Raw genomic sequence first — 24,241 nt, 5'->3', positions numbered from 1 at the left:
GAAATCGATAATATCTTGTCTACTAAACAAATGGTATCATCGCACAAAATCAAAGTCAAGATTAGATCAATTATTTATTTGTAATCATTATAAACTAATAATTAAGCTTTGCGGATTGCTGCAACAATCAGGTCGCCCATTTCAGTTGTACTGATCGCTTTGCTCTTATCCACGGCGATATCACTTGTACGGTGTCCTGCATCCAATACTGCAGCAACTGCAGCTTCGATTGCAGCAGCAGCATCCTCATAACCAAAGGTTAAGCGGAACATAAGGGCCAGTGACAAGATTGTTGCGATCGGGTTCGCAAGCCCTTGTCCGGCAATATCAGGAGCAGAGCCGTGAACGGGCTCGTAGAGACCATAGTTGCCGTCACCCATCGAAGCCGAAGCAAGCATACCGATAGAACCTGTCAGCATAGCAGCCTCGTCGCTTAGGATATCACCAAACATGTTCTCAGTAACGATAACGTCAAAGCTAGATGGACGGCGCAGCAGCTGCATTGCGCAGTTATCAACCAGTACATGCTCTACCTCTACCTCCGGATATTCTGGAGCGATCTTATTCACAACCTCACGCCACAAACGTGAAGTTTCAAGTACATTCGCTTTATCAACACTCGCCAGTTTATTGCGGCGCTTGCCGGCAATTTCAAAAGCTTGGCGGACAATTCGTTCTACTTCCATTACGTTATATACACAGGTGTCCACAGCTTCTTCACCATGTTCTCCTTGACGGCGCAATTTATCTCCGAAATAAATCCCGCCAGTCAGTTCGCGAACTACCATAAGATCTGTGCCTTCCAGGACTTCAGGCTTCAAAGTCGAAGCATCCTTAAGACAGTCAAATACGACAGCTGGACGCAGGTTGGAGAACAACCCCAGTGCTTTGCGAATTCCGAGCAGTCCGGTTTCAGGACGAAGTTCCTTTGGATTATTATCCCATTTCGGTCCACCAACAGCACCCAATAACACAGCATCTGCGCTACGACAGATTTCAAGTGTATCTTCCGGCAGCGGAGTGCCCTTCTCGTCTATAGCGATACCGCCAAATAATGCATGCTCTGTTTCAAAGGCATAACCGAATACTTCTTCTGTTACTTTCAATACTTTTTCCGCTTCTGCTACAACTTCTGGTCCAATACCGTCCCCTGCGATAACGGCGATTTTTTTAACTTCACTCATCTCAGTCACTCCTCAAGTTTTCTGCTCTAACAGACATAGTTCTTCTTTATATTGTTGTATCATACCCAGTCGTAAAGGACAAAGATATAGATTCTATTGAGCTGATAGGTATAGCCTATAAACAGTAAGAATCAGAACACCACCGTGAATGCTGAGCATATTTGCTCTTAGTTCTGAAGATGTTTACAATTACTATGAAGTCATCTATCAAAGGAGTGAATGCGAAGTGCATTATACAAAGCTTGGCAAATCCGGCATGAAGGTCAGTCGCCTATGTCTAGGAACGATGAATTTTGGCCCACAGACGGATGAAAAAGAAGCCTTCCGCATCATGGACGCTGCACTGGATGCAGGTGTTAATTTTTTTGATACCGCTAACATTTACGGCTGGGGCGAAAATTCTGGCCTGACTGAAACCATTATCGGACGCTGGTTTAAACAAGGCGGCGGGCGGCGGGAAAAGGTTGTACTAGCCACCAAAGTTTATGGAGCCATGAATGATAAGCTTGATGGTCCTAATGATGAAGAAGGATTATCCTCATATATCATTCGCCGCCATCTTGAAGGGTCCCTGCAGCGTCTTCAGACCGATCATATTGAATTGTACCAGATGCATCATATAGACCGCAGTACGTCCTGGGAAGAGCTCTGGGGGGCTTTCGAGCTGGCTGTGAATCAAGGCAAGATTGGTTATGTCGGTTCCAGTAACTTCGCAGGCTGGGATATCGCCGTAGCTCAACAAGAAGCTAAGGCTCGTGGTTTTCTTGGACTAGTCTCAGAGCAGCATAAATACAGTCTGACCTGTCGGCTTCCTGAACTTGAAGTTTTGCCAGCCGCTCGCCATCTGGGGCTAGGTATTATTCCTTGGAGCCCACTCGATGGAGGTCTGCTCGGAAGAAATGCACTCAAAAAAATAGAGGGCAGCCGAAGTGGCGGAAATGCAGATCGTGTAGAGCAGCACAAGAGCCAGCTTGAGGCTTTTGCCAGCTTATGTATGGAGCTGGGAGAACCACAGGATAATGTCGCTCTTGCTTGGCTACTGGCTAATCCTGCTGTAACAGCTCCTATTATCGGCCCCCGCACACTGGAGCAATTTGAGAGTGCGCTGCGCAGTCTTGAGATTGTACTAGATGAAGCTGTGCTTAAACGACTAGATGAAATATTCCCTGGACCCGGCGGTGAAGCCCCTAAAGCCTATGCTTGGTAGGTAAGTTCTATCACAAAAGGAGCTGAGGCCTCAGCAGAATCCATTCGCTGAAGCCTCAGCTCCCTTTTACTCATACTTATTCAGCTGTGTCCACGGTCACACTTCCATTACTCGTGCTTAAATCCACAGTATACGTGGCTTTACCAAGCACAGCGGTACCATAGCTATCGCCGTCCCGATCCCAGGGTACATTCCCCTTCAGCGAGCCATTGCTTGTATCTGCAATAATTTTCGCATCCGACACGGCCGGCAAGCCCACTATAATCTTTCCGTTACTGGATGTACATTTCCAGTTTCCGGTCACTGCTGAGTTTATAGTAATTTTGCCGTTGCTGCTCTTGGCTGACAACGCCCCATCAATGTTATCCAATACTATGGCTCCATTAGAGCTCACAAGTTCAACTTCACCTTGGATATTCTGTACGGATAGTGACCCATTGCTGGTATGTGCATCCACTTCGCCGACAATATCATGAATATTTAATGCACCATTACTTGTCTCAACCTCTATACCTGACTTAAGATTCCAGGCTTCTATAGAGCCATCACTTGTCTCAACCTCAACAGCAAGGTTATTGGGTGCACTTATATTTAAATAAGGACTTTTGGTATTGAATCCAAACTGAATATTAGAGAACCAATTATGATCGGTATCAAGCTCCATAATCAGTGTATCTCCTTCAGTACTAACCTTCCATTTCTTTTCCAGCGCACTTTCAGCATCACTTTGCGAGTTTCCAGGCAGCAGTAAACTCCCCTCATAATCCAAAGAGCCTCCAGCTACACCCTCAACCTTTACTTTTCCACTTGGAAGTACGATTTTGAGCGTCGTAATATTCTCTTTCACTTCCACATTCCCACTAAGCGGAGTTAGATGTGTATTACCGATCAGATTGCTGAGTGAACCTCCAGCCATTACTGTCTGAGCAGCACTTGCTCCGATCAGTACAATAATTAACAGGATGGCCCAGCCGCTTACACGGCTTTTGACATCGGATTTGATAAAAAGTCTAATCAACATCTCAAGTCCGAATAAGACCAACAACGCCGGCCATAAAAAACCAAGCACCTCATAGCTGATCATATCATACTGAGCCATCACGATAATGACACCAAGGGCAATGCAGCCCAAGGCTGCTGTGAAACTTCCTATTTTCCATCTCCCCATAGTTAAATCCCCGTTTCTTATGCTCTCGTATTGTTCCTTAACATCTTCAGTCCGTACGCAATCAGACCCACTGATAATAAGATCGTGCCGATGTTGATCTCAGTCAGCATATCCCAAAGGGTAGGGAAAGCTGTGATTACCAACATAAGGAACCCAGCAACAACACAGCCGATTCCCACCCAAGCTGGATTGATCTCTTCATGTGGATATCCAGGCATAGAGGACATACCCATGGTCCAAGGGGCTCCGAAGCTGTCTGGATGAAACATCATTCGTTCGTGTTCAGCAGCCGTTATTTTCATCCAAGCCGCCTTCTGCAGGGCATCAAACAACTGATAAAACCACAGCGCCGCCAGGGCAAACGGGAAGATCAAGGGCTCGGACGGAATAAACATTATACATAAGGAGGCCCCGATCATAAACTGTAAACCCTGCTTTTTAAAGCCTAAGTACAAATGACCTACTCCAGGTATCATAGCCAGCATAAAAGTGAGCCAACGTCTCTTCTTAATCATAATACATCCTCCTAAAATTTGGGTAGCAAAACTTTAGCCAATTTAAACATCTATTGATGATCAATTATTTTATTACTATCTCCCAAAGCCACCAAACCACTGGGTTACTGAATTCGACATATGGCCGTTTATTTCGGTAATGCCATAGGCCAAATTCTCAAATACCCCAAACTGCAACAATAACAAACTGAGGCAAGCAGCCACTCCATAATGAATCCATGAGGTTTTTGGGGCAGAACGACGTCTTACATTGGTTGCCTTAGTCGCTCGTGATCTGCGCCCTGTTTCGAGCTGCTCAATATGTGTCATAACATCTGCTGCGAGATCCGGGAAGTCCATCTGCGCCTGCAACTGTTCTCTGTCAGCATCCATTTCCGACCACAGCTCCGACATTGCTTTGGCTTCCTCCAGCCACTCTGCGCAATCAGGACATGACTCTATGTGCAATCGGATACTCAGCTCCATCTCTGGAGACAGTAGGCCGTCTATATAATGTGGCATCCATTCCTTCACTATTGCACAATTCATCGCCATTCCTCCCTTTGTTTACGCATCATCTGTCTGGCTCGATAAAGCTGCGATTCGATTGTTTTCACGGAAACTCCCTTTTGCTCTGCAATCTCTTGATAGGAATTCCGCTGAAAATAGTACAGCTGGACGACCGACCGGTACGGTTCCGCCAGACTGTTCACATTCTCTCCTAATTCAGCTGATGTTTCCTGCTCAAGTACCTCATGCTCCGGAGTTTGAGACGTTACCCAATCATTTTCTGTGTAATCAGCTGCACTTCGGTACTTCCACTCCCTATCGTTGGCCCGTTTCCAGTCCAGACAGGTTCGGTAGGCAATCCGATACAGCCATGTCGAGAAGGAGGATTGTCCTCTGAAAGAGGGGAGCGCTTTATATGCTTTTATAAAAACCTCCTGGGCCATATCTTTGGCCGATTCGGCTTCTCCTGTGATTTTGACGCATACTCTGTATACCATGCCTTGGTAACGTGTCACCAAATGCCCAAAGGCTTGATGTTGACCGTTCAGCACAGCAGCAATCCATTCTGCCTCTTCCAGCTTTCTCCCCTCCTTCACCTTCATAACGTTAGACGCCAACCAATCGTTCTCCCCTGCAACCTATACATAAATTTTTTTGGATTTTTTGAAATAGGCTGAAGAGAGGAATATATAGTTTGTTGTCGAATAATGTTTAACTACTATGACTAAAAGAAAACTCTTCTTAATTATCGCATTGTTTCTTATTATACTCACTGGATTCCGTATCCTATGGGTAAAGATTTCTCCGCACACCACACAACCACCACTGATCAATGGTGTGTTGGATTTACGGGATAAACAATGGAATCAGGACAAACTCCTTATTTTAAGTGGGCAGTGGGAGTTCTATCCGGGTATGCTGCTTCCTTCATTCAACGAACAATCTGTAACTGCTGCTCCTGCAAAATATATACAAGTCCCGGGGAACTGGAAAGATGCCCTTAGCGATAGCGATAAATCTGCTTATGGCTACGGCTCCTATCGGCTACGTGTCCTAACAGATAATCATAAGAAGCAATCCTATAGTCTTCTAATTTCCGGAGCTCGGTCCTCTTCAGAAGTGTATATCAACGGTGAACGGCTGGACAGCTCTGGCACTCCTGCTGAGAGTAAAGAACACTATATTCCGTACATACTGCCTTATTCAGTATCCTTTACAACCGATAAAAGTGAACTTGAAATTGTGATCCATGTAGCCAACTATTCCTTTTCCCAAACGGGAGGAATTTCTAAAACGATTGTATTTGGCAGCGAAAAAGCTTTAACACAGGAAAGACTGCTCTCTATTAGCCTACAGTTGCTATTATGTGTTGTTCTAATACTGCACGCTGTATATGCTGTTATTTTATATATAATTGGGCTGCGGCAAAAGATGTTGATCTATTTTTTTCTACTGGTAATATCCGCTATAACTACCGTACTCATAGATGATGACAGGCTTCTATTGCACGTATTTCCCTTGAACTATCAATGGAATTTCAAACTATTTTACATCTCTTATATTGCTGTATTTATTTTTATCCTGCAGACAAGCAAACATCTTTTGTTCACGGATTTAAAAATAAAAAGTATTCGTATCCTAACCATCCTGTCCGTAGTAGACATCCTGTTCATATTATTTGGACCCGTTGTTCACTATTATGAATTTCACACACTGATTTTCGGCATAAATTTATTAGTTTTAGCATTAGGTGTCGTAATTCTTTTTCTGAGATCTATTGTTAAAAATTACGAAGGCTCTATTTTCCTGTTGTTATCTATGTTTGCCATCGTTAACAGCACACTTTGGGGAATGTTCAAGAATTATAACTGGGTTAACGTTACCTATTATCCTTTTGATCTAATTATCGCCTTTTTGTGCTTTGCGACTTTTGGATTTAAGCGATATCACTGGAATACCAAGGAGACAGAAAAACTGGCGCACAGCCTGCAGAGAAGTGTTACACAAAAGGATGCTTTTTTGGCTAACACCTCACATGAATTAAAAAATCCGCTGTACAGTATCATTAACATTGCCGAAACTGTCCTGGACAGCGAGCGTGACACTGTAACGCATCAAAATGCTGAGAATTTAAAACTGCTCATTACCGTTGGAAGACGTATGTCTCTTCTGGTAGACGATCTGCTGGATCAATCCCAGCTCCGTGAAAGCAATATACAATTGCAGCTCAGAGAACTTAAGATCCAATCCTTCGCAGTGGGTGTGCTTGATATGCTCAAATTCTTAACGGAAGGGAAATCTTTAACCTTAATCTCAGAAATACCAGATTCATTCCCTTCTATTGTGGCTGATGAAAAAAGACTCATTCAGATCTTGTTCAATCTGCTTCAAAATGCTGTTAAATATACGACTGTAGGCACGATAAAAATCCATGCAGATATTCATAAAAAATCGGCGCAGATTCATATTACGGATACGGGTCTTGGCATGAACGAGGAGACGTTGCTCAGAGCTTTCCAGCCCTATGAACAGGGCGATTCCAGCATGAACGAAGTTAGCGGTGGCATCGGGCTTGGATTAAGCACCAGCAAGCAGTTAGTTGAACTTCACGGCGGGAAAATAAGTGTAGTCTCTACACTTGGAGAAGGTACTACCTTTACATTCACAATGCCATTATACGATTCAACCAGCCGGGTATTGAGTTCAGAACTGCCCTCTATAACTGAATTCTCAGACACGCCATCTATGATCACTTTATCCAAATTAACCGCACCGGGTATCGTTTCATCAGACCATGGAAGGAGACCCAAGCTTCTGGCTGTAGATGATGATCCGGTTAATCTAAAAATACTTACCAACGTACTTTCCATCAAGGACTATGAAATCGTTACGGTGACCAGCGGAAACGATGCTTTACTATTGCTGGATACCGTTCAGTGGGATTTAATTATTACAGATGTAATGATGCCACAAATGTCCGGGTATGAGCTGGCGCATAGAATTCGTGAACGTTACACCATTGCTGAGCTTCCCATTCTGCTTCTGACGGCACGAGGCCAAGCGGAAGATATTTATACCGGTTTTATTTCAGGTGCAAATGACTATGTAATGAAGCCTATGAATGCAATAGAGCTGAAGGCCCGTGTACGCTCCTTAACAGATCTAAAACAGTCCGTAAACGAACGGCTTCGTGTGGAAGCTGCCTATCTTCAAGCGCAAATACAACCACATTTCTTGTTCAACACATTAAATTCAATATCCGCGCTGGCTTCTTTTGATATTAATAGAATGAGTCACCTTGTGGATGCCTTCAGCTCTTATTTGCGTTTAAGCTTCAATTTCCTGAATGCTGAGCCTATGATACCGATTGAACGAGAGCTTGAGCTTGTTCATGCCTACCTCTACATAGAGAAGGAGCGCTTTGAAGATAGGATGACCATTCTTTGGGATTATGAGGAAAGCTTGCATTTTCAGCTGCCGCCTCTGACTATACAGCCACTGGTTGAAAATGCTGTCCGGCATGGTATTTTGAGTCGCTCCCAAGGAGGAACGGTGTCCATAACCATCAAGGAACAAGCTGGCGATATTGAAATCACGATATCAGACAATGGCCAAGGCATGAAAAACGAACAACTCCAGCAGTTGCTCAGCAATCCGTCTAATGATGAAAGAGGAATCGGATTTTTAAATACACATAAACGGCTGCTGCGGGTCTACGGAAAAGGGCTGCAGATTAAAAGCTCCGAAGGGAAAGGAACTTCTGTGAGTTTTATTATTCCTTCTGACAAAAAAAATCCGCTTCGAAAACTTTCTGATTAACAGACAAACTATTGTGAACCGAAATATCAAGTAAGGATTCGACGTATTTTGGCTAAAATACTATATCTGAGTGGTGATTAATAATGATTCAGGCAATATTAGTTGACGATGAACGGCTTGCCCTTGTGAAATTAGAGTTTATGTTAAAAAAAATACCATCTTTACATATAGCCGCTTCCTATACGGACCCCTCACAGGCCATTCTAGAGGCTCCGTCTTATCATCCTGACGTTATTTTTATTGATATTGAAATGCCTGAAATTAATGGTCTTCAAGCTGCGGAGATGCTCCAAGAGGCCTGTCCAAATGCAAATATTATCTTCGTTACCGCGTATAACCATTATGCTGTGGAGGCTTTTGAGATTAATGCGCTCGATTATATTTTGAAGCCTGTGCGAAATGACCGACTATTGAAAGCTGTCCAGCGGTTAGAAGAAAGATTGTCACTTGCACCAAAACTCATAATTGCAAAAGAAGAGGTAACCATTCGTTGTCTTCAATCGCTTCGTTTTGAACGAGGCGGACAATCTCTGAATAATCTGCGTTGGAGAACCTCTAAGGCCCAAGAGTTATTTGCCTTTTTGCTCCATAATCGCAACCGCTTCGTAAGTAAAGACATGCTGATTGAACTGCTGTGGCCAGACTTCAATCTGAAAAAGGCCTCTACCCATCTCTATACAACAATTTATCAAGTCCGGCAATGCTTAAAGCAGAATGAAGTCGACCTGCATATCAGCAACCTTAGCGGGGGGGAAGGCTATACCCTTGAAACCGGATCAATGTTGATTGATGTAGATAAGTGGGAACAGGGTATCCTGGCTCTGGAAACCATCAGTGAAGTTAATTGTGCGGAGCATCAAGTTTTATTCGAGCTTTATTCTGGAGATTACTATGACGATTATGATTATTTATGGGCTGAAAGTGAGCGGCAACGCCTTCGTACCATTTGGCTGCACCATGCAATGGGCATAGCCCAATTTTATATAGAAAGCAACAGAATTGCCGAGGCCGTTACTGTCTATCAACGAGTAGTGCAGCTACAGCCTTATTTTGAACAAGGGCATTTAGGATTAATGAAGGTCTACGACAGCATTGGAGAACGTTCCGCTGTGGAAGAGCAGTACAAGCTGCTCAAGGATTTGTTCCAGCAGGAGCTTAACATTAATCTTCCAGCCAGCGTTGAGCAATGGTACGAGCAATGGGAACAGCTTAACCATAGAGTGCGATGAGCTAAATAACCTATCAAGACATAATAAAGACACCCGGATAAAACCGGGTGTCTTTATTATTACCTTCCTAGTTATTACGTTTGAATCGTCTTGTTAATACAACCCCTAAAAGCACCAGACTTCCACCAGCTAAGTAGATCGGAAACGCGCTGTCTTCTCCTGTTTTCGGAAGCTGAGTCGGTTTATTGCTGTTATTTCCCGGCTCAGTAACTGTACCCTTTGGTACTTCCTCCACATCAATCTCTATGAGGATTTCTTCTTCATTTCCATTCTCATCTGTAACAATAATGGTGAATTTATCTTTACCAATATAGCCCGGATCAGGTGTGTAGACCCATTTGCCATCCTTAGTAATAGTCACTTTACCATGTCCCGGCTCATCTCCCAAGCTTGGCACTCCCCCAAGTGGAATTTCACCTTCAATAGGAACATCTTCATTGGTAATCTCTTTCTGCACAGGTGGAGTTACCTGCGGAACAACAGGCGTACTAGTTGCCACAGGCTGGCTTGGAGTAGCTGTTGGCGTAACCGTTGGCGTTGCCGTCGACACTGGCGTTACCATCGGTGTTGGCGAAGGTGTTGCCACCACAACTGGTGTTGCTGTTGGTGTAGAAGTAACGACTACTTCCGGTGTCGGTGATGGTGTCCAGATAGGACCTGTCGGTTCCTCTGGAGTCGGCGTTGGTGTTGCTGTCGGTGTCGACGTTGGTGTTGCTGTCGGTGTCGACGTTGGTGTTGCTGTCGGTGTCGACGTTGGTGTTGCTGTCGGCGTCGACGTTGGTGTTGCTGTCGGCGTCGACGTTGGCGTTGCTGTCGGTGTCGACGTTGGCGTTGCTGTCGGCGTCGACGTTGGTGTTGCTGTTGGCGTCGACGTTGGTGTTGCTGTTGGCGCTGGCGTTGCTGTTGGCGCTGGCGTTGGTGTTGCTGTCGGTGTCGACGTTGGTGTTGCTGTTGGCGCTGGCGTTGGTGTTGCTGTTGGCGCTGGCGTTGGTGTTACCGTTGGTGCGGGCGTTACAGTCGGTATAGGCGTTGCTGTTGGTGCGGGCGTTACAGTCGGTATAGGCGTTGCTGTTGGTGTCGGAACTTTGTTTTTTACCTCAAGGCTTATCCCTGTCGTCGAAGAAATAGTCACTTCATGTGGTGTTTGATCAAGAACATAACCAGCAGGCGCTGTTTTCTCAATTAATATATATTTCCCACCTGTTAGTTTGGTAAATTCAAGTATCCCGTTTGTATCCGTAGTGCCTTCCTTAATCCAGATCTTATCGGCATCAACTACCCGATACAGATCAAAAACGGCCCCACTTAACACCTTACTCGTATTCCCGTCTTCTACTTTGGTAATCGTCAACGGTCCTCTTACGCCGCTTCCTGTGCCGGAGCCGCTAGAGAGCTTAACGATAATTTCCTCGGTGCTTACACCTGGAACTACCTTGATGTTTTTACCATCGAAACTAACCTTATTGGTTACCTTATCATTGTTTTGCGCTGTGATCAGGGAGTCATATTTCAAAATATAAGCTTCGGAAATATCCTTCAGGAAACTAAGCTTAAAGCTTTCTTTTCCGTCATTATCCGTAGTGATTTCCAGCTTATAATCTGTACCACTCACCAATTCTTGGTTGGTCGATGTTACATCCCCATTGCTTGCAACTTTCGTTTTGTAGACATGGAATGTATTGGACAGCAGGATTTGATTGTCGCTTGGAATATCCGTAATTACCGCTTCTTTTACAAAAGATTGGTTACGGTTGATGTAAACCGTCCAATGTATTTTATTGCCATCCTGCGCACCTTCTTTGTTAACGTATTCCCCGCCCTGAGGGATATTAACAGAAGCTTGCAGTTTAGCGGACTCTACTTTCGCACCGTCATATAACGTAGCTGTATTTTTAATTTCATTTGAATCAATCGCTTGATCCGCGAACGTTGTTTTGAAAGTGACGTAGAACGCATAATTAATCGTTTTATTAAATGTCACCTTCAGCTCACTGCCATCCAGCTCCACTTTATAGTCCGCGGAATTCACACTAGCTTGAGGAGAAGGATTTCCATCCTTTCCATACTCCCATTTATTCACTTTCACAGAATCCATATTTACAACTTGGCCAGCTGAAATGGTATCAACCAGTTGAGCTTGGTTTAACGTTTTCTGATTATAATTAGCCCCAATGTTCCAAGTGATTTCCTTAGTTACAGCATTGTAGGAACCACTCTTCTTCCCATTGTTTTTAACCTCATCTCTTGGATTAAAGATTACGGTCGCTTCTTTATGCTTAGACTCCTGCACCCCATTAACCGTTTCTTTCCAATCGAGTGCACCTGTATTAGTGAATTGAGTTTTGCCCGGAGCCAGCCAATCATAGTTAAAGCTTGTTGTATAAGTAATTGTGTAAGGTTCATTTATCGGCGCATTAAAAGTAATCACAAATCCATCGTTTACTGCAACCGGATCATGCGCATTGTAAACAACACTATGGACGGTAGCAGTTCCGCCTTTAGTTGGTTGAACCTTTAATGTACCCGGAACAAGCTTTAATCCGGCATTGCCAAAAGTGTCCGTCACCACTAAATTTTCCATAGTCTTGCTGTCGTCGTTAATTTGGATAGTCCAATCAAGGGTCTTAGTCGCATAATTAACGTTGCTATAATATTTATGGAGAATTTGCTGCTTGATATCACTGTAACCCGTTTCTGTTTTTCCATCATAAGTAACTTTGTTCGTAATCTTGCCATCATCAAATACTCTGCCATTTGCCTTTGTCTGATATTCAATACGGTAGGCAGAATTTATATCATTGTTAAATTTCAGATCAAAACCATTTAATCCCGTTGCAGTTGTTGGAGTTATTGTATATTCGCTTGAAGCGATTTCCGCGCTTTTAACCCCGTTGCCATTACTGTCGATCGTTACAGGATAAACTTTAACCGAGCTGAGAATTAGATCTTGGGTGTTATTGAATGTATCCTTCAAAATAGCATTTGCCGCTAAAATTGTTTTTTCATTGTAATTGAAATTAACAGCCCAGGAAATCACCTGATTCGCTGCATCGTAATTGATGGACTCTTTCGATAGTGGTTTGCCACGTCCTACTGTAACTGTAGTGCTAGCCTTTTTAGAAAATCCGTTATCTCCTGTTAAGACTGCCTCATTCAAAAAGGTTTTCGCATCTACACCAGTACCAGTAATATCCGTAGAGAAGCCAATCCGGTAAGCCTTAGTAAGCGGGTTATCCGCAAATTTCAGCTTTAACTCTCCCAAAGTGGATCCTGCCACATCATACTTGCTGCTGTCCACTAGATTGCCAAGACTCACAGTCCCATCGACCTTCACATCAAGCTCATAAACAGCAATAGATACCGTATTCAGTGATAATCCCGCAGGAAGTGTGTCGGTGACAACTGCATTTTTTACGCTTTCCAGTGCCTTATTCACATCAACCGTCCAAGCGATGCTTGTTGGGTTATAATACTGCGGCTTAGGCGAACCGTCTTTTTCTATAGTAGAGCTAACCTTCGGCTTAAAATTAAGCTCAATAGTCTGAGTACCGCCTTGTATCGGGAAAATCAGGGTTTGCTTCGTGGAGCCTGTAATTTTCTTGGAGCTCAAAAGCGACCTTACGGAGAAAGTCCCTCCCACTTTATCGTGAGTTTCGATATAAGCATTAAATGTAAATACAACGCGGTTAGTATTTTTGTCGACGGTATAAGTCCCTACAGGCTCATCGTCAAAAATAAGATCACCATTCAGATCGTTATAAAGTTCAAACTGTGTTGGAAGATCAAAGGTATAGGTGGACCCATCCTTATATCCATGCCCATCTGGAAGTGACCATGTATAGTTCAATTCCGAATAGGAATCAAGTTCATATACGCTTTCTGTAACCGTATTTGTGTATTTATCATCGGTGTATACAGCAAGCGTAACGCTAGTAATGAGGTCATCTCCAATTACAGTACCGTTGCCACTCGCATATGCCTGCGAATTGACTCCAAAGCCAAAGCTGTAAGCCCATTGCGTCACAAGCAAGAATACTACGAGCAATGCGCTAATTTTCTTTTTTGATAACATTATTAAAAATGCCTCCTTTGTCACTCCGTTTATCGTGCTTTTCCTAAGCTTTATCCTTTGAATCCCGTACTCTACTCCCCCGCATTAACCTCCTTGACTCTTTCTCATGATATAAATTTGCAACCTAACAACTATTGTAAATAGTCCATCTATACATAATCTGAACAGCGTCCTATTGCAGTCTTGGAGATCTTTTTATTGCAAAAAAAAACAGGGATATGCGCAATAACTCGCATATCCCTGTCGTATTTACTACTTAGTGGAAAATAAAAATAACATTGTACATCTTATAGACTAGCGTGATCACGTTTGGTGTAAGTCTTACGCTTCTCCAGAAGCTTGTTCAGCGCATCAATATAAGCGCGGGCACTTGCTTCTAGAATATCGGTGCTAAGTCCACGGCCTTGTGCAGCTACTTCTCCCTGCGAAAGCACCACATGAACCTCACCCTGCGCATCTTTACCACGGGAGACCGATTTAATCGAATAATCTCCAAGGGTAACTTCCTCATTCGTGGCTTTATCAATAGCATTGTAGATGGCATCTACTGAACCATTACCTTCGGCCTCAGCTACAATCGGCTGGTCTTCCGGACCCGCAATAATAACCTTGGCGGTTGGAACAGCTTCATTACCATAAGTAACGAACATCGTTTGCAGCTTAAAGACTTCTGGCGTATCAATTAATTTCTCTTCAATCAAAGCCAAAATGTCTTCATCTGATACTTCTTTTTTCTTATCTGCCAAATCCTTAAATCTAGAAAAAGCGGTGTTCAGCTCTTCTTCGGACAAATCATACCCAAGATCACTCAACTTATCGCGGAAAGCGTGCCGTCCAGAGTGTTTGCCGAGTACCAGCTTGCTCTCTTTAAGTCCAATAGTCTCCGGTGTCATGATCTCGTAGGTAGTTTTCTCTTTTAGCATCCCGTCCTGGTGAATACCCGATTCATGAGCAAATGCGTTAGCTCCTACAATCGCTTTATTCCCTGGAACCACCATACCTGTAAGCTTGCTGACCAGACGGCTTGTGCGAGAGATCTCAGATAACGTAAGCGATGTTTTTGCACCAAAAAATTCAGCCCGTGTCTCAAGCGCTAGCGCAACTTCTTCAATCGCTGTGTTCCCGGCACGTTCACCGATACCGTTGATCGTTCCTTCGATCTGATCTGCACCATTCTGAATCGCAGCCAGCGTATTTGCTGTAGCCATACCAAGATCGTTATGACAATGGGCACTAAGCTGTACGCGTTCAATATCAGGCACATTCTCTTTTAGATATTTAAAGATAGCTCCGTACTCCGAAGGATTCAAATAACCTACAGTATCCGGGATATTAACAACATTAGCGCCTTCCCGGATAGCCATGCCGACCATTTCAGCCATGAAATCATACTCCGTACGGCCCGCGTCTTCTAATGAAAACTCGAGCTTAGGGAAATATTTTTTAGCGTATCGGATAGCAGACTGTGCAGTTTCCAGCACCTGAGCCTTATCCATCCGTAGCTTATGCTGGCGGTGAATAGGAGATGTAGCCAGAAAAATATGAATACAAGGGTCCTGCGCTCCCTGTAGTGCTTCTTTTACAGCATCAATATCTGTCTCTCTAGAACGAGAAAGGCCGATTACCGTGACGTTCTTCACAGCTCTTGCCACCGCATTAACAGAAGCTAGATCACCTGGAGAAGCTGCAGGAAAACCCGCTTCCATGCGATCAATTCCCAGCTTCTCTAACTGGTAAGCGATCTCCACTTTCTCACGCGTGTTGAGGTTCACACCTGGTGACTGCTCTCCATCTCGCAGTGTCGTATCGAACACATAAATTTTCCGCATGCTAAGCACCTCCCAAAAATTGTGCTGAAACTCTCAAATGCGGCTCGCAAAGTCACGGCCGCATTTGAAGGTAATACTATTTAATCATAAGTATGATTATGATTATTTCTTAATCCAGTGCATCATTTCACGCAATTGGCTACCTACAACTTCTACTGGGTGAGCAGCTTCGTTGCGGCGAGTAGCGGTAAGGAAAGCACGTCCGGATTGGTTCTCAAGGATAAAGTCACGAGCGAATTTACCTTCTTGAATATCTGTCAGAACAGCTTTCATAGCTTTTTTAGTATCTTCAGTTACAATGCGTGGTCCAGTTACATAGTCACCGTACTCAGCAGTGTTACTGATAGAATCGCGCATGCTGGACAATCCGCCTTCGTATACCATGTCAACGATCAGCTTCAATTCGTGCAGACATTCGAAGTAAGCCATCTCAGGAGCATATCCTGCTTCAGTCAATGTTTCGAAGCCAGCTTTGATCAGTGCGGATACACCACCGCAAAGTACAGCTTGTTCACCGAACAAGTCAGTTTCGGTTTCTTCACGGAAGGAAGTTTCGATAACCCCTGCGCGTGTACAGCCGATACCTTTTGCATAAGCAAGACCGATTTCTTTAGCTTTTCCAGTTGCATCTTGTTCGATAGCAATCAAACCAGGAACGCCAAAGCCTTCAACATAAGTACGACGAACCATGTGACCTGGAGATTTTGGTGCTACAAGCAACACGTCTGCATCTTTAGGAGCAACGATTTGTCCAAAGTGTACGTTAAAGCCGTGGGAGAACATCAAAGCTGCGCCTTTTTTAAGGTTTGGTTCTACTTCATTTTTATATACCGAAGCCTGTGTTTCATCTGGCATTAGGATTTGCACAACATCTGCACGGGATACTGCTTCAGCTACTGGCAATACTTCAAAACCGTCATTTTTCGCAGTTTCAAAAGATTTACCTTCACGAAGACCGATGACAACTTGAAGACCACTGTCACGCAGGTTTTGTGCTTGGGCATGTCCTTGGCTACCGTACCCGATTACCGCAATTGTCTTTCCTTTTAATACACTAAGTTCTGCATCCTGTTCATAGTACGTTGTAACTGCCATTGTCAATATCCTCCTTTAATTTGAGACCCATCATAAAGAGCGGGTGCTTCAAGAGAACTGGAATCATAGAAGATCTAGCTGCTCCTCAAGCTCCCGCTCTTTAGCGGGAAGTTCATTCATATCATATCAGATTAATGCAATCAAGCAGTAATCCGTTAAAGTCGCAAAATAAAATATTTAAGAGTTACCGCGTACCATAGCCGTAATACCCGTGCGAGACAGCTCTCTGATTCCATAAGGTTTCAAAAGCTCGATCATCGCATCAATCTTCACTGTATCTCCAACTACCTGTACTAACAATGTAGTGCTGCCAATATCAACAACTGAAGCCCGGAAGGTTTCTACAACGCCCATAATTTCCGGACGCTCACTTGGATCAGCATTCACTTTAATCAGAGCCAGCTCACGAGCAACCATGGGCTTAGATCCAAGATCAACGACTTTAATTACATCAATTAACTTGTAGAGCTGCTTCTCGATTTGTTCAAGCGTATGCTGGTCTCCAAGAGTAACGATAACCATCCGGGACAATCCAACCTCTTCAGACTGGCCAACCGTTATACTCTCAATATTAAATCCGCGGCGACCGAACAAACCCGACACCCGTTGAAGCACACCCGGCTGGTCATTTACGAGTACAGAAATCGTATGTCTTGTCACTGTTATTCATCCCCCATCAGCATATGATCGATGGTTGAACCTTGAGTTACCATCGGGTAGACATTCTCGTCTTTTGGAACAACGAATTCTACCAATACTGGACCCGGTGTTTCCAGTGCTTTCTGCCATGCATCACGTGCTTCTTCCTTATTCGTCGCCCGTAGACCTTTTACACCATAGGCCTCAGCCAGCTTAACGAAGTCCGGACTGCCTGCGAGGTCTGTAAAGCTGTAACGTTTATCATAGATAAGATTCTGCCATTGGCGAACCATGCCAAGCACCTGATTGTTAATTACTACAATTTTGACTGGTATATTGTTAATCGCACATATCGCTAGCTCTTGGGAACACATTTGCATGCCGCCATCACCATTAATGGATACTACCAGCCGTTCAGGATGTGCCATCTGTGCACCGATAGCTGACGGGAATCCGAAGCCCATCGTTCCAAGACCGCCTGAAGTAATCCATGAACGCGGATGATTGAACTTATAGTATTGTGCAGCCCACATTTGATGCTGACCAACATCCGTTGTAACAATCGCTTCACCTTTAGTGGTGTCATTGATCATTTCAATCACCCATTGTGGTTTAAGCTCTGTTTCTGAATCCTTATACCGAAGCGGCTGATCTAGCTTCCACTGAGCAATCTGTGTTCTCCAAGCATCAGCATTAGCTGCGCGGCCAACCTCAGGATTCAGCATTTCCAATACCGTTTTCACATCGCCTACAATCGGAATATCAGGCGATACATTTTTCCCGATTTCTGCAGGATCGATATCGATATGCACGATTTTGGCTTTTGGCGCGAAGCCGTCCAGTCTGCCAGTAACACGGTCATCAAAACGTGCACCGATATTAATGAGCAAATCGCACTGTTGGATCGCATTATTCGCGGTATACGTACCATGCATACCCGGCATTCCCATCCAAAGTTCTTCTGCACTAGGGAAAGCTCCGAGACCCAGCAAGGTTGTAGTAATTGGAATCTCTGTCCGTTTCACGAATTCGAACATAGCTTCATGTGCTCCGGAGTAAATGACTCCACCACCTGCAATGATGATCGGACGTTCAGCAACCGCAATCGCACGAACCAATTTATCAAGCTGCAGTTTGTTTGGAACTGTACAAGGATTGTAGCCCCGAAGATTCACTGTTTTCACTGGTGTGAACAACGTCTTCGCTGCTGACACGTCTTTCGGAATATCGATCAACACTGGACCTTTACGACCGGTATTCGCCACATGAAAAGCTTCATGTATAACACGCGGGAGATCCTCAACATCTCTTACAAAGTAGCTATGCTTAGTAATTGGCATCGTTATCCCGGTAATGTCTGCTTCCTGGAAAGCATCTGTACCGATCAGGCTGGAGAATACGTTACCTGTGATTACAACCAATGGAGTGGAGTCCATATATGCTGTAGCAATACCTGTTACAAGATTCGTTGCTCCGGGACCTGAGGTAGCTATACATACCCCTGGTTTGCCACTTGCTCTAGCGTAACCGTCAGCTGCATGAATAGCACCTTGCTCATGACGTGTTAACACGTGATTGAAATCCGTAAAACCGTACAATGCATCATAGATGTACAGTACAGCTCCACCCGGATATCCGAATACAGTGTCTACACCTTCTAATACAAGGCTGCGGAGTAATATCTCGGAACCGGAAATGACCTCCGGCTCCATCCATTTTTCTTTTAACTGCTCAGTAGACCGTAATTCCGGTATTTGCGCGCTCATCAGTATTCCTCCTCCGATATTTAACATTCATTATGCAAATGACGGACCGTCCTTTATACATCAGCAAATGGTTCCTTATAAAACAAAAAAACCTTTCGCCTCCCACGCACAGTATTAGCGCGTGAGGGACGAAAGGTTGATCTTCCGTGGTACCACCCATGTTTGCATTACATCTCGCGATGCAACGCCTTATCAGGTATACAAAAATCCATCGATGTAGGCAAGGGCCCTAATCTCTGTAACCTGAAGTCCCTAACGCGGACTAAACGATTTTCCCTAATAATTCCACCACTCTAGCCAGTGGACCTTTCAGGAAAACAGCTCCGAGGTGAGCTCGTATATAAGGGATTTCGGTGGAGGTTGCAGCAGATCCTCACACTCTCTGAGCAAAAGAGCCCTTAAAACTTCGTCCTCATCATTGCCGATACATGTATGTTCGATAAAATGTTTAGACACATTATATGATTCCTAACATGGATAAGTCAATACCCTTATTTTTAATATTGTCACAACTCCTACTTCTACGTGCTGGGAACCCCCACCACGCTCCCGACATATGATGTACGACAATGCGTAGAAAGGGGGCGCTCTATGATCCGTTATCGTCGACCCAAGCAGGATGACGTCATTATCCTTGATTTAATCGAGCGACAGCTTGTACCATTATCTCATTTGCCAAAGACTGAAATTGCCAAAATCAAAAAAGATATCCCCCGTCGTCTGGGACACGGTATCACCTTAGTCGCCTGTCCCGACTATGAGAGTGATCCAATGGGGTTTGTCCATTTCCTGCTGCATGGTGATTTACTTTATATCGATATGTTAGCCATAGCACCCGCAGCACGGCGCAAACACTTGGGAAATATGCTCATGGATCGAGCAGAACGATTTGCACTATCACGCGGATGTCATCGGGCTAAGGTATCCGTCGATTTAGGAAACACAGCAGCTCTTGCCTTTTATCAAAAATTGGGCTACAGCGTAGCCCGTTATCAATCCCTAAGCTTCTGTTACGAATTGGAGAAAAGGTTCATCTAGTTAAATCAAATTTCAACTGAACTTAAAAGAATCCGAAAGGTGGATAGGGTGTGCCTCCGTACCCGTAACCTCCATAAGGATTGCCATAGCCAGGACCTCCGCCATAAGGCGCTCCACCGCCATAGCCACCACCAAAAGCATAAGGTGCTGTACCAATGGCTAGCAAATCAAACAACACTAAAGGAATGATTGCTTTGGTTTGTACTTTTTTACCACTTACGCGTTGTAATATCAGACGATTTCCGGATACACGAAGCAGTTTCCCTGTCACCTGAGTACCGTCCTTTTTTACTGCAATGATCTGCTTACCCACGAGTCTCATAACCTGCTTCTTCGTAACTGGCTTAGTCATATGATCCCCTCCTAAATGTTTTGTACGCCTCTCATTTGCATCATCTACAAAACAGTCTATTCGATGGAAAGGACCTTCGCCTGTACATTTGCCCTCCTGCCTCAATGTTTATCCTTGCTGATCCTAATAAAAAAGCCGTATTTCCGGGAAAAGACCGGAAATACGGCTTTGAATAGTTACATGTCTATCGCTTACCAGGATCGTATGGCTGTCCTAATGCCTTAGGAGCAGAGGAACGGCCTACAGCCCCTACCAGCACGATGATAGTCAGTACATAAGGGATCATAAAGATAAACTCTTGAGGAATATTTTGTGACCACTCATACAATTGAACATAGTTGCGAATCGCTTGGGAGAATCCGAAGAATACCGCTGCACCAAAGGCACCAAGTGGATTCCATTTCCCAAAGATCATCGCTGCAATGGCGATAAAACCTTGACCAGAGATTGTATTATGTCCAAAGGTTCCGGTTGTTGTTAAAGTGATTGTAGCTCCACCAATACCCGCCATCAATCCACTCAACATTACACCGATATATCTCATCCGATTAACTTTTACACCCAGTGTATCTGCAGCACTTGGATGCTCACCTACTGCACGCAAACGCAATCCAAATGGCGTCTTAAACAGAACCAAATAAATAACGATGACCAGTATTATGGCCAGATAAGTTGTAGGATAGGAATTAAAAATCCCTTCACCAATCACTGGGATTTTGGAGAGCCCAGGAATTGCAACCTTGCTAAACCCATCAATGATCGGAGTTTCAGCTGATCCATCAAACAGGAGCTTTACCATATAGAGCGTGCTTCCTGCAGCTAAAAAGTTAATAACCGTACCACTAATCGTCTGATCAGATTTAAAGGTTATAGATGCAACCGCATGAATTAGTGAGCCTAGCACACCAACAGCTATAGCACAGAGTACACCAACCCAAGGAGCCCATTCGCCCATTCCAGCGTCCTGAGCATAATAACCGCCTACTGCTGCCGCAAAGGCACCAAACATCATCAAACCTTCAAGTCCAATGTTTACGACACCGGAACGTTCAGAGAAGATGCCGCCAAGTGAGGCAAAAATGAGCGCTGTGGAAAAAACAAGCGTTGTATTAAGCAGTTGACCTAACGTCTGCAGATCCATCTATAACACCTTCTCTTTCTTGCGCTTGAAGTAAAAGGGCTTAAGCACCCAGCGCACAATCCCTTGTGCCGCAATAAAGAATATGATTGAACCAATAACGATACGAATAAGCTCTGGTGGAACATCTGCAGCAAAACTCATACCCGCAGAACCATAAGTCAGCGTACCGTAGAGAATCGCAGCCAGAATAACACCAAGTGGATGTGTTAAACCAAGAAGAGCAACAGCGATACCATCAAATCCATATCCTGGCGATGCCGCGAAAATAGCTTGATAATGAAATACACCAAGCACCTCTCCTGCTCCGGCCAGACCGGCGAATACACCACTTATGAACATTGCCTTCATAACGTTACGTCCAACATTCATCCCTGCATATTCGGCAGCATGTGGATTGTAACCAACTGCACGCATTTCGTAGCCCTGCTTGGTCTTCCATAAGTACACATAGAAGAATACCGCTGCAGCAAGAGCAATAGCTGTACCCCAGTGTAGACGTGCATTATCAAATATCGAATTCAAAAAGGTCATGGAAAGCGAGGCCGGAATATCCTCGGAACGATTTTGTCCTGGAAGCAACAAAAAGTTTCTAACGATATAATTCGACAGGTAAAGAGCAATCCAGTTTAACATGATTGTGGTAATAACTTCGTTAATCCCACGTTTTGCTTTCAAATAACCGGCAATCCCTGCCCATAAACCACCGCAGACACCCGCAATAATTACAGCAAGCGGGACAAGCAGGAAGGATGGCAGACCTGCCATCTTAATACCCACCACTGTTGCCGCTGTCATACCAATCATTACTTGGCCATCTGCCCCGATATTAAACATCCCTGAACGGAATGCGAAAGCTACGGCTAGCCCTGTAAGCATTAATGGTGTCATTTCGCGCACAGCTTCACCAAAGTTATACAAATTACCAAACACACGTTTGAACAGTGCGGAGTAAGCAGTTATCGGATCATAACCGCCCAGAAGCATAACTATTGCTCCCACAAGAAAACCAAGCACGATGGCAACCAGAGGAACGATGTAGCTGTCAGTTGTGAAGATTTTTTTGAACTTATTCAACTGCCTTACCTCCCCGCTGCAAGCTGCCTGCCATCATAAGACCCAGTTCCTGATCATTCGTATCTTGCGGGAACACTTCACCGACAATTTTCCCTTCATAGATAACAGCGATTCTGTCAGAGACGTTCATAATCTCGTCCAATTCAAAGGAAATAAGTAGAACAGCCTTTCCTTGATCACGCTGAGCTATGAGTTGCTTCTGAACAAATTCAATAGCCCCAACATCTAGACCGCGTGTAGGTTGTGCGGCAATTAACAATGTCGGATTTTTATCTATTTCCCGCGCAATAATCGCTTTCTGTTGATTTCCGCCGGATAAAGAACGTGCTTTGGTCTCTATTGAAGGTGTACGTACATCAAATTGCTCTATAAGCTTCGCTGCGTACTTATCAATGACATCATTTTGCAAAAAGCCATTTTTGTTGTAAGGACTCTTATAATAGGTTTCCAAAACCATATTCTCACTCATGGTGAAATCAAGCACTAACCCATGCTTGTGGCGGTCCTCAGGAATATGAGAGACATTCATCTCTGAAACCTTCCGCGGTGATAAATTAGCAATTTCATTGCCAGACACGGTTATCGAACCCGAATCAATTTTGCGCAGACCTGTAATGGCCTGGATCAACTCACTTTGTCCATTACCATCTACGCCAGCGATCCCGAGAATTTCCCCTGCTTTTACTTCAAAGCTAAGACCATCCAGTACGGAGACCCCATCTTTACTCTTACTGCTGACATCCTTCAGTTTGAGTACAGATTGGCCAACCTCAGGAACCTTTTTGTCCACTTTGAAAGTTACGCCACGCCCAACCATTTTTTCAGCTAGCTCATTAGGATTGGTCTCTGCGGTATTCACAGTATCAATTACTTTCCCACGTCTAATAATGGTGACCCGATCAGATATTTGCATGATTTCTTTAAGCTTATGCGTGATCAAAATAATGGATTTTCCCTCTGCAACAAGCCGCTTCATAATCGCCATGAGTTCCGTAATTTCTTGAGGCGTAAGTACTGCGGTCGGCTCATCAAATATGAGAATATCCGCTCCACGGTACAGGGTCTTCATAATTTCTACCCTTTGCTGCATACCTACCGAAATGTCATGAATAACGGCATTTGGATTCACTTGCAGGCCATATTGCTCCGATAGCTTCCGAACCTGTTCCGCAGCGGATTTATAGTCAATTTTAAGACCTTTTTTCGGCTCCATCCCAAGAACAATATTCTCGGTCACCGTAAAAGGCTCCACAAGCTTGAAATGCTGATGAACCATACCAATACCAAGCTCAATAGCTTTATTGGGGTTATCAATAATAACCGGTTTCCCGTCGATTTCAATACTGCCTTCATCCGGTTGATACAATCCAAATACAATGTTCATCAAAGTGGACTTGCCTGCACCATTCTCACCAAGCAATGCAAGGATTTCACCCTTTTTAAGCGTCAAGCTAATGGAATCGTTAGCAACAATACCGGGAAAGCGTTTTGTGATTTGCTTCAACTCTACGACAGGAGCCGCAGCACTCATGGAATCACCCTCATCACAGAATATATAACTACCTTATAGACACGGATGTACCGCCCTTTGTAAGGCGGTATATCTATGTTCCTCTTATCATAA

General features: G+C 44.2%; 18 protein-coding genes. 4 read left to right on the top strand and 14 right to left on the bottom strand.

Going from position 1 to position 24,241, the window contains the following annotated elements:
* Nucleotides 1–101: 101 nt before the first annotated feature.
* The gene (gene leuB / locus MHB56_RS20830; RefSeq protein ID WP_036680106.1) at nt 102–1,184 is read right to left on the bottom strand and encodes a 3-isopropylmalate dehydrogenase; all 1,083 of its coding nucleotides are present in this window, start codon (nt 1,182–1,184) and stop codon (nt 102–104) included.
* Nucleotides 1,185–1,410: 226 nt separating this feature from the next.
* On the opposite strand from leuB, the gene MHB56_RS20825 reads away from it, so the two are divergent.
* Entirely contained in the window at nt 1,411–2,391 is a 981-nt protein-coding gene (locus MHB56_RS20825; RefSeq protein WP_076273450.1) for an aldo/keto reductase, read from the top strand.
* 76 nt (nt 2,392–2,467) lie between these two features.
* Here the strand turns inward: MHB56_RS20825 and MHB56_RS20820 are convergent, their stop codons facing one another.
* The 4 genes from MHB56_RS20820 to MHB56_RS20805 form a co-directional block, all read right to left on the bottom strand.
* Nucleotides 2,468–3,559 carry a DUF4097 family beta strand repeat-containing protein gene (locus MHB56_RS20820; protein WP_341143949.1) on the bottom strand — a complete coding sequence of 364 codons (1,092 nt, stop codon included), beginning with the start codon at nt 3,557–3,559 and terminating at the stop codon, nt 2,468–2,470.
* Nucleotides 3,560–3,576: 17 nt separating this feature from the next.
* A complete protein-coding gene (locus MHB56_RS20815) occupies nt 3,577–4,074 on the bottom strand; it encodes a hypothetical protein (protein WP_076125480.1) in 498 nt (165 codons plus the stop codon).
* Nucleotides 4,075–4,149: 75 nt separating this feature from the next.
* Nucleotides 4,150–4,602, bottom strand: coding sequence for an anti-sigma factor family protein (locus tag MHB56_RS20810; RefSeq protein WP_038569222.1), 453 nt, complete (start codon nt 4,600–4,602; stop codon nt 4,150–4,152).
* On the bottom strand, nt 4,599–5,180 hold the full coding sequence (locus MHB56_RS20805) for an RNA polymerase sigma factor (RefSeq protein WP_076125482.1): 582 nt from the start codon (nt 5,178–5,180) through the stop codon (nt 4,599–4,601). Before MHB56_RS20805 ends, MHB56_RS20810 begins: the two co-directional genes overlap by 4 nt.
* A 103-nt stretch (nt 5,181–5,283) precedes the next feature.
* Here MHB56_RS20805 and MHB56_RS20800 point away from each other — a divergent pair, with 103 nt between their 5' ends.
* Nucleotides 5,284–8,382, top strand: coding sequence for an ATP-binding protein (locus MHB56_RS20800; RefSeq protein ID WP_341143948.1), 3,099 nt, complete (start codon nt 5,284–5,286; stop codon nt 8,380–8,382).
* An 83-nt stretch (nt 8,383–8,465) separates the two neighbouring features.
* On the top strand, nt 8,466–9,611 hold the full coding sequence (locus MHB56_RS20795) for a response regulator (protein ID WP_280752609.1): 1,146 nt from the start codon (nt 8,466–8,468) through the stop codon (nt 9,609–9,611).
* 67 nt (nt 9,612–9,678) lie between these two features.
* Here MHB56_RS20795 and MHB56_RS20790 read toward each other — a convergent pair whose 3' ends face one another.
* The 5 genes from MHB56_RS20790 to ilvB form a co-directional block, all read right to left on the bottom strand.
* Nucleotides 9,679–13,683: a collagen binding domain-containing protein gene (locus tag MHB56_RS20790; RefSeq protein ID WP_341143947.1), complete on the bottom strand. Its 4,005-nt coding sequence runs from the start codon at nt 13,681–13,683 to the stop codon at nt 9,679–9,681.
* 287 nt (nt 13,684–13,970) lie between these two features.
* Nucleotides 13,971–15,512 (bottom strand): 2-isopropylmalate synthase, encoded by a 1,542-nt coding sequence (locus MHB56_RS20785; RefSeq protein ID WP_038569217.1) that lies wholly within the window; start codon nt 15,510–15,512, stop codon nt 13,971–13,973.
* A 102-nt stretch (nt 15,513–15,614) separates the two neighbouring features.
* Complete coding sequence (gene ilvC, locus MHB56_RS20780; RefSeq protein WP_036679485.1) at nt 15,615–16,607, bottom strand: ketol-acid reductoisomerase; 993 nt, start codon at nt 16,605–16,607, stop codon at nt 15,615–15,617.
* Nucleotides 16,608–16,784: 177 nt separating this feature from the next.
* The gene (gene ilvN / locus MHB56_RS20775) at nt 16,785–17,273 is read right to left on the bottom strand and encodes an acetolactate synthase small subunit (protein ID WP_170914191.1); all 489 of its coding nucleotides are present in this window, start codon (nt 17,271–17,273) and stop codon (nt 16,785–16,787) included.
* Nucleotides 17,270–19,012, bottom strand: coding sequence for a biosynthetic-type acetolactate synthase large subunit (ilvB, locus tag MHB56_RS20770; protein WP_076304533.1), 1,743 nt, complete (start codon nt 19,010–19,012; stop codon nt 17,270–17,272). The genes ilvN and ilvB overlap by 4 nt, the downstream gene beginning before the upstream one ends.
* Before the next feature lie 591 nt (nt 19,013–19,603).
* Here ilvB and MHB56_RS20765 point away from each other — a divergent pair.
* Complete coding sequence (locus MHB56_RS20765; protein ID WP_036679492.1) at nt 19,604–20,050, top strand: GNAT family N-acetyltransferase; 447 nt, start codon at nt 19,604–19,606, stop codon at nt 20,048–20,050.
* 22 nt (nt 20,051–20,072) lie between these two features.
* On the opposite strand, the gene MHB56_RS20760 is transcribed toward MHB56_RS20765, so the two are convergent.
* The 4 genes from MHB56_RS20760 to MHB56_RS20745 all read right to left on the bottom strand — a co-directional run bounded on the left by MHB56_RS20760 (nt 20,073) and on the right by MHB56_RS20745 (nt 24,148).
* Nucleotides 20,073–20,402: a hypothetical protein gene (locus MHB56_RS20760; RefSeq protein ID WP_076128060.1), complete on the bottom strand. Its 330-nt coding sequence runs from the start codon at nt 20,400–20,402 to the stop codon at nt 20,073–20,075.
* A gap of 184 nt (nt 20,403–20,586) precedes the next feature.
* Nucleotides 20,587–21,543: an ABC transporter permease gene (locus MHB56_RS20755; protein WP_036679496.1), complete on the bottom strand. Its 957-nt coding sequence runs from the start codon at nt 21,541–21,543 to the stop codon at nt 20,587–20,589.
* Nucleotides 21,544–22,617, bottom strand: a complete 1,074-nt coding sequence (locus MHB56_RS20750; RefSeq protein WP_076107269.1) for an ABC transporter permease — start codon at nt 22,615–22,617, stop codon at nt 21,544–21,546. It lies immediately after the preceding gene.
* The gene (locus tag MHB56_RS20745; RefSeq protein WP_076192998.1) at nt 22,610–24,148 is read right to left on the bottom strand and encodes an ABC transporter ATP-binding protein; all 1,539 of its coding nucleotides are present in this window, start codon (nt 24,146–24,148) and stop codon (nt 22,610–22,612) included. The genes MHB56_RS20750 and MHB56_RS20745 overlap by 8 nt, the downstream gene beginning before the upstream one ends.
* Nucleotides 24,149–24,241 lie beyond the last annotated feature (93 nt).

The sequence above is a fragment of the Paenibacillus sp. FSL H8-0315 genome, assembly GCF_038005365.1.
GTDB classification, from domain to species: domain Bacteria; phylum Bacillota; class Bacilli; order Paenibacillales; family Paenibacillaceae; genus Paenibacillus_AQ; species Paenibacillus_AQ odorifer.
This window is presented reverse-complemented; position numbering and strand designations above follow the sequence as displayed.

What these genes read in the sequence shown, in the direction of transcription:
- MHB56_RS20790 (WP_341143947.1), bottom strand. Translation starts at nt 13,683, where the DNA reads ATGTTATCAAAAAAGAAAATTAGCGCATTGCTCGTAGTATTCTTGCTT.
- ilvB (WP_076304533.1), bottom strand. Translation starts at nt 19,012, where the DNA reads ATGAGCGCGCAAATACCGGAATTACGGTCTACTGAGCAGTTAAAAGAA.
- MHB56_RS20820 (WP_341143949.1), bottom strand. Translation starts at nt 3,559, where the DNA reads ATGGGGAGATGGAAAATAGGAAGTTTCACAGCAGCCTTGGGCTGCATT.
- MHB56_RS20755 (WP_036679496.1), bottom strand. Translation starts at nt 21,543, where the DNA reads ATGGATCTGCAGACGTTAGGTCAACTGCTTAATACAACGCTTGTTTTT.
- ilvC (WP_036679485.1), bottom strand. Translation starts at nt 16,607, where the DNA reads ATGGCAGTTACAACGTACTATGAACAGGATGCAGAACTTAGTGTATTA.
- MHB56_RS20815 (WP_076125480.1), bottom strand. Translation starts at nt 4,074, where the DNA reads ATGATTAAGAAGAGACGTTGGCTCACTTTTATGCTGGCTATGATACCT.
- MHB56_RS20745 (WP_076192998.1), bottom strand. Translation starts at nt 24,148, where the DNA reads ATGAGTGCTGCGGCTCCTGTCGTAGAGTTGAAGCAAATCACAAAACGC.
- MHB56_RS20785 (WP_038569217.1), bottom strand. Translation starts at nt 15,512, where the DNA reads ATGCGGAAAATTTATGTGTTCGATACGACACTGCGAGATGGAGAGCAG.
- MHB56_RS20800 (WP_341143948.1), top strand. Translation starts at nt 5,284, where the DNA reads ATGACTAAAAGAAAACTCTTCTTAATTATCGCATTGTTTCTTATTATA.
- leuB (WP_036680106.1), bottom strand. Translation starts at nt 1,184, where the DNA reads ATGAGTGAAGTTAAAAAAATCGCCGTTATCGCAGGGGACGGTATTGGA.
- MHB56_RS20765 (WP_036679492.1), top strand. Translation starts at nt 19,604, where the DNA reads ATGATCCGTTATCGTCGACCCAAGCAGGATGACGTCATTATCCTTGAT.
- MHB56_RS20810 (WP_038569222.1), bottom strand. Translation starts at nt 4,602, where the DNA reads ATGAATTGTGCAATAGTGAAGGAATGGATGCCACATTATATAGACGGC.
- MHB56_RS20760 (WP_076128060.1), bottom strand. Translation starts at nt 20,402, where the DNA reads ATGACTAAGCCAGTTACGAAGAAGCAGGTTATGAGACTCGTGGGTAAG.
- MHB56_RS20795 (WP_280752609.1), top strand. Translation starts at nt 8,466, where the DNA reads ATGATTCAGGCAATATTAGTTGACGATGAACGGCTTGCCCTTGTGAAA.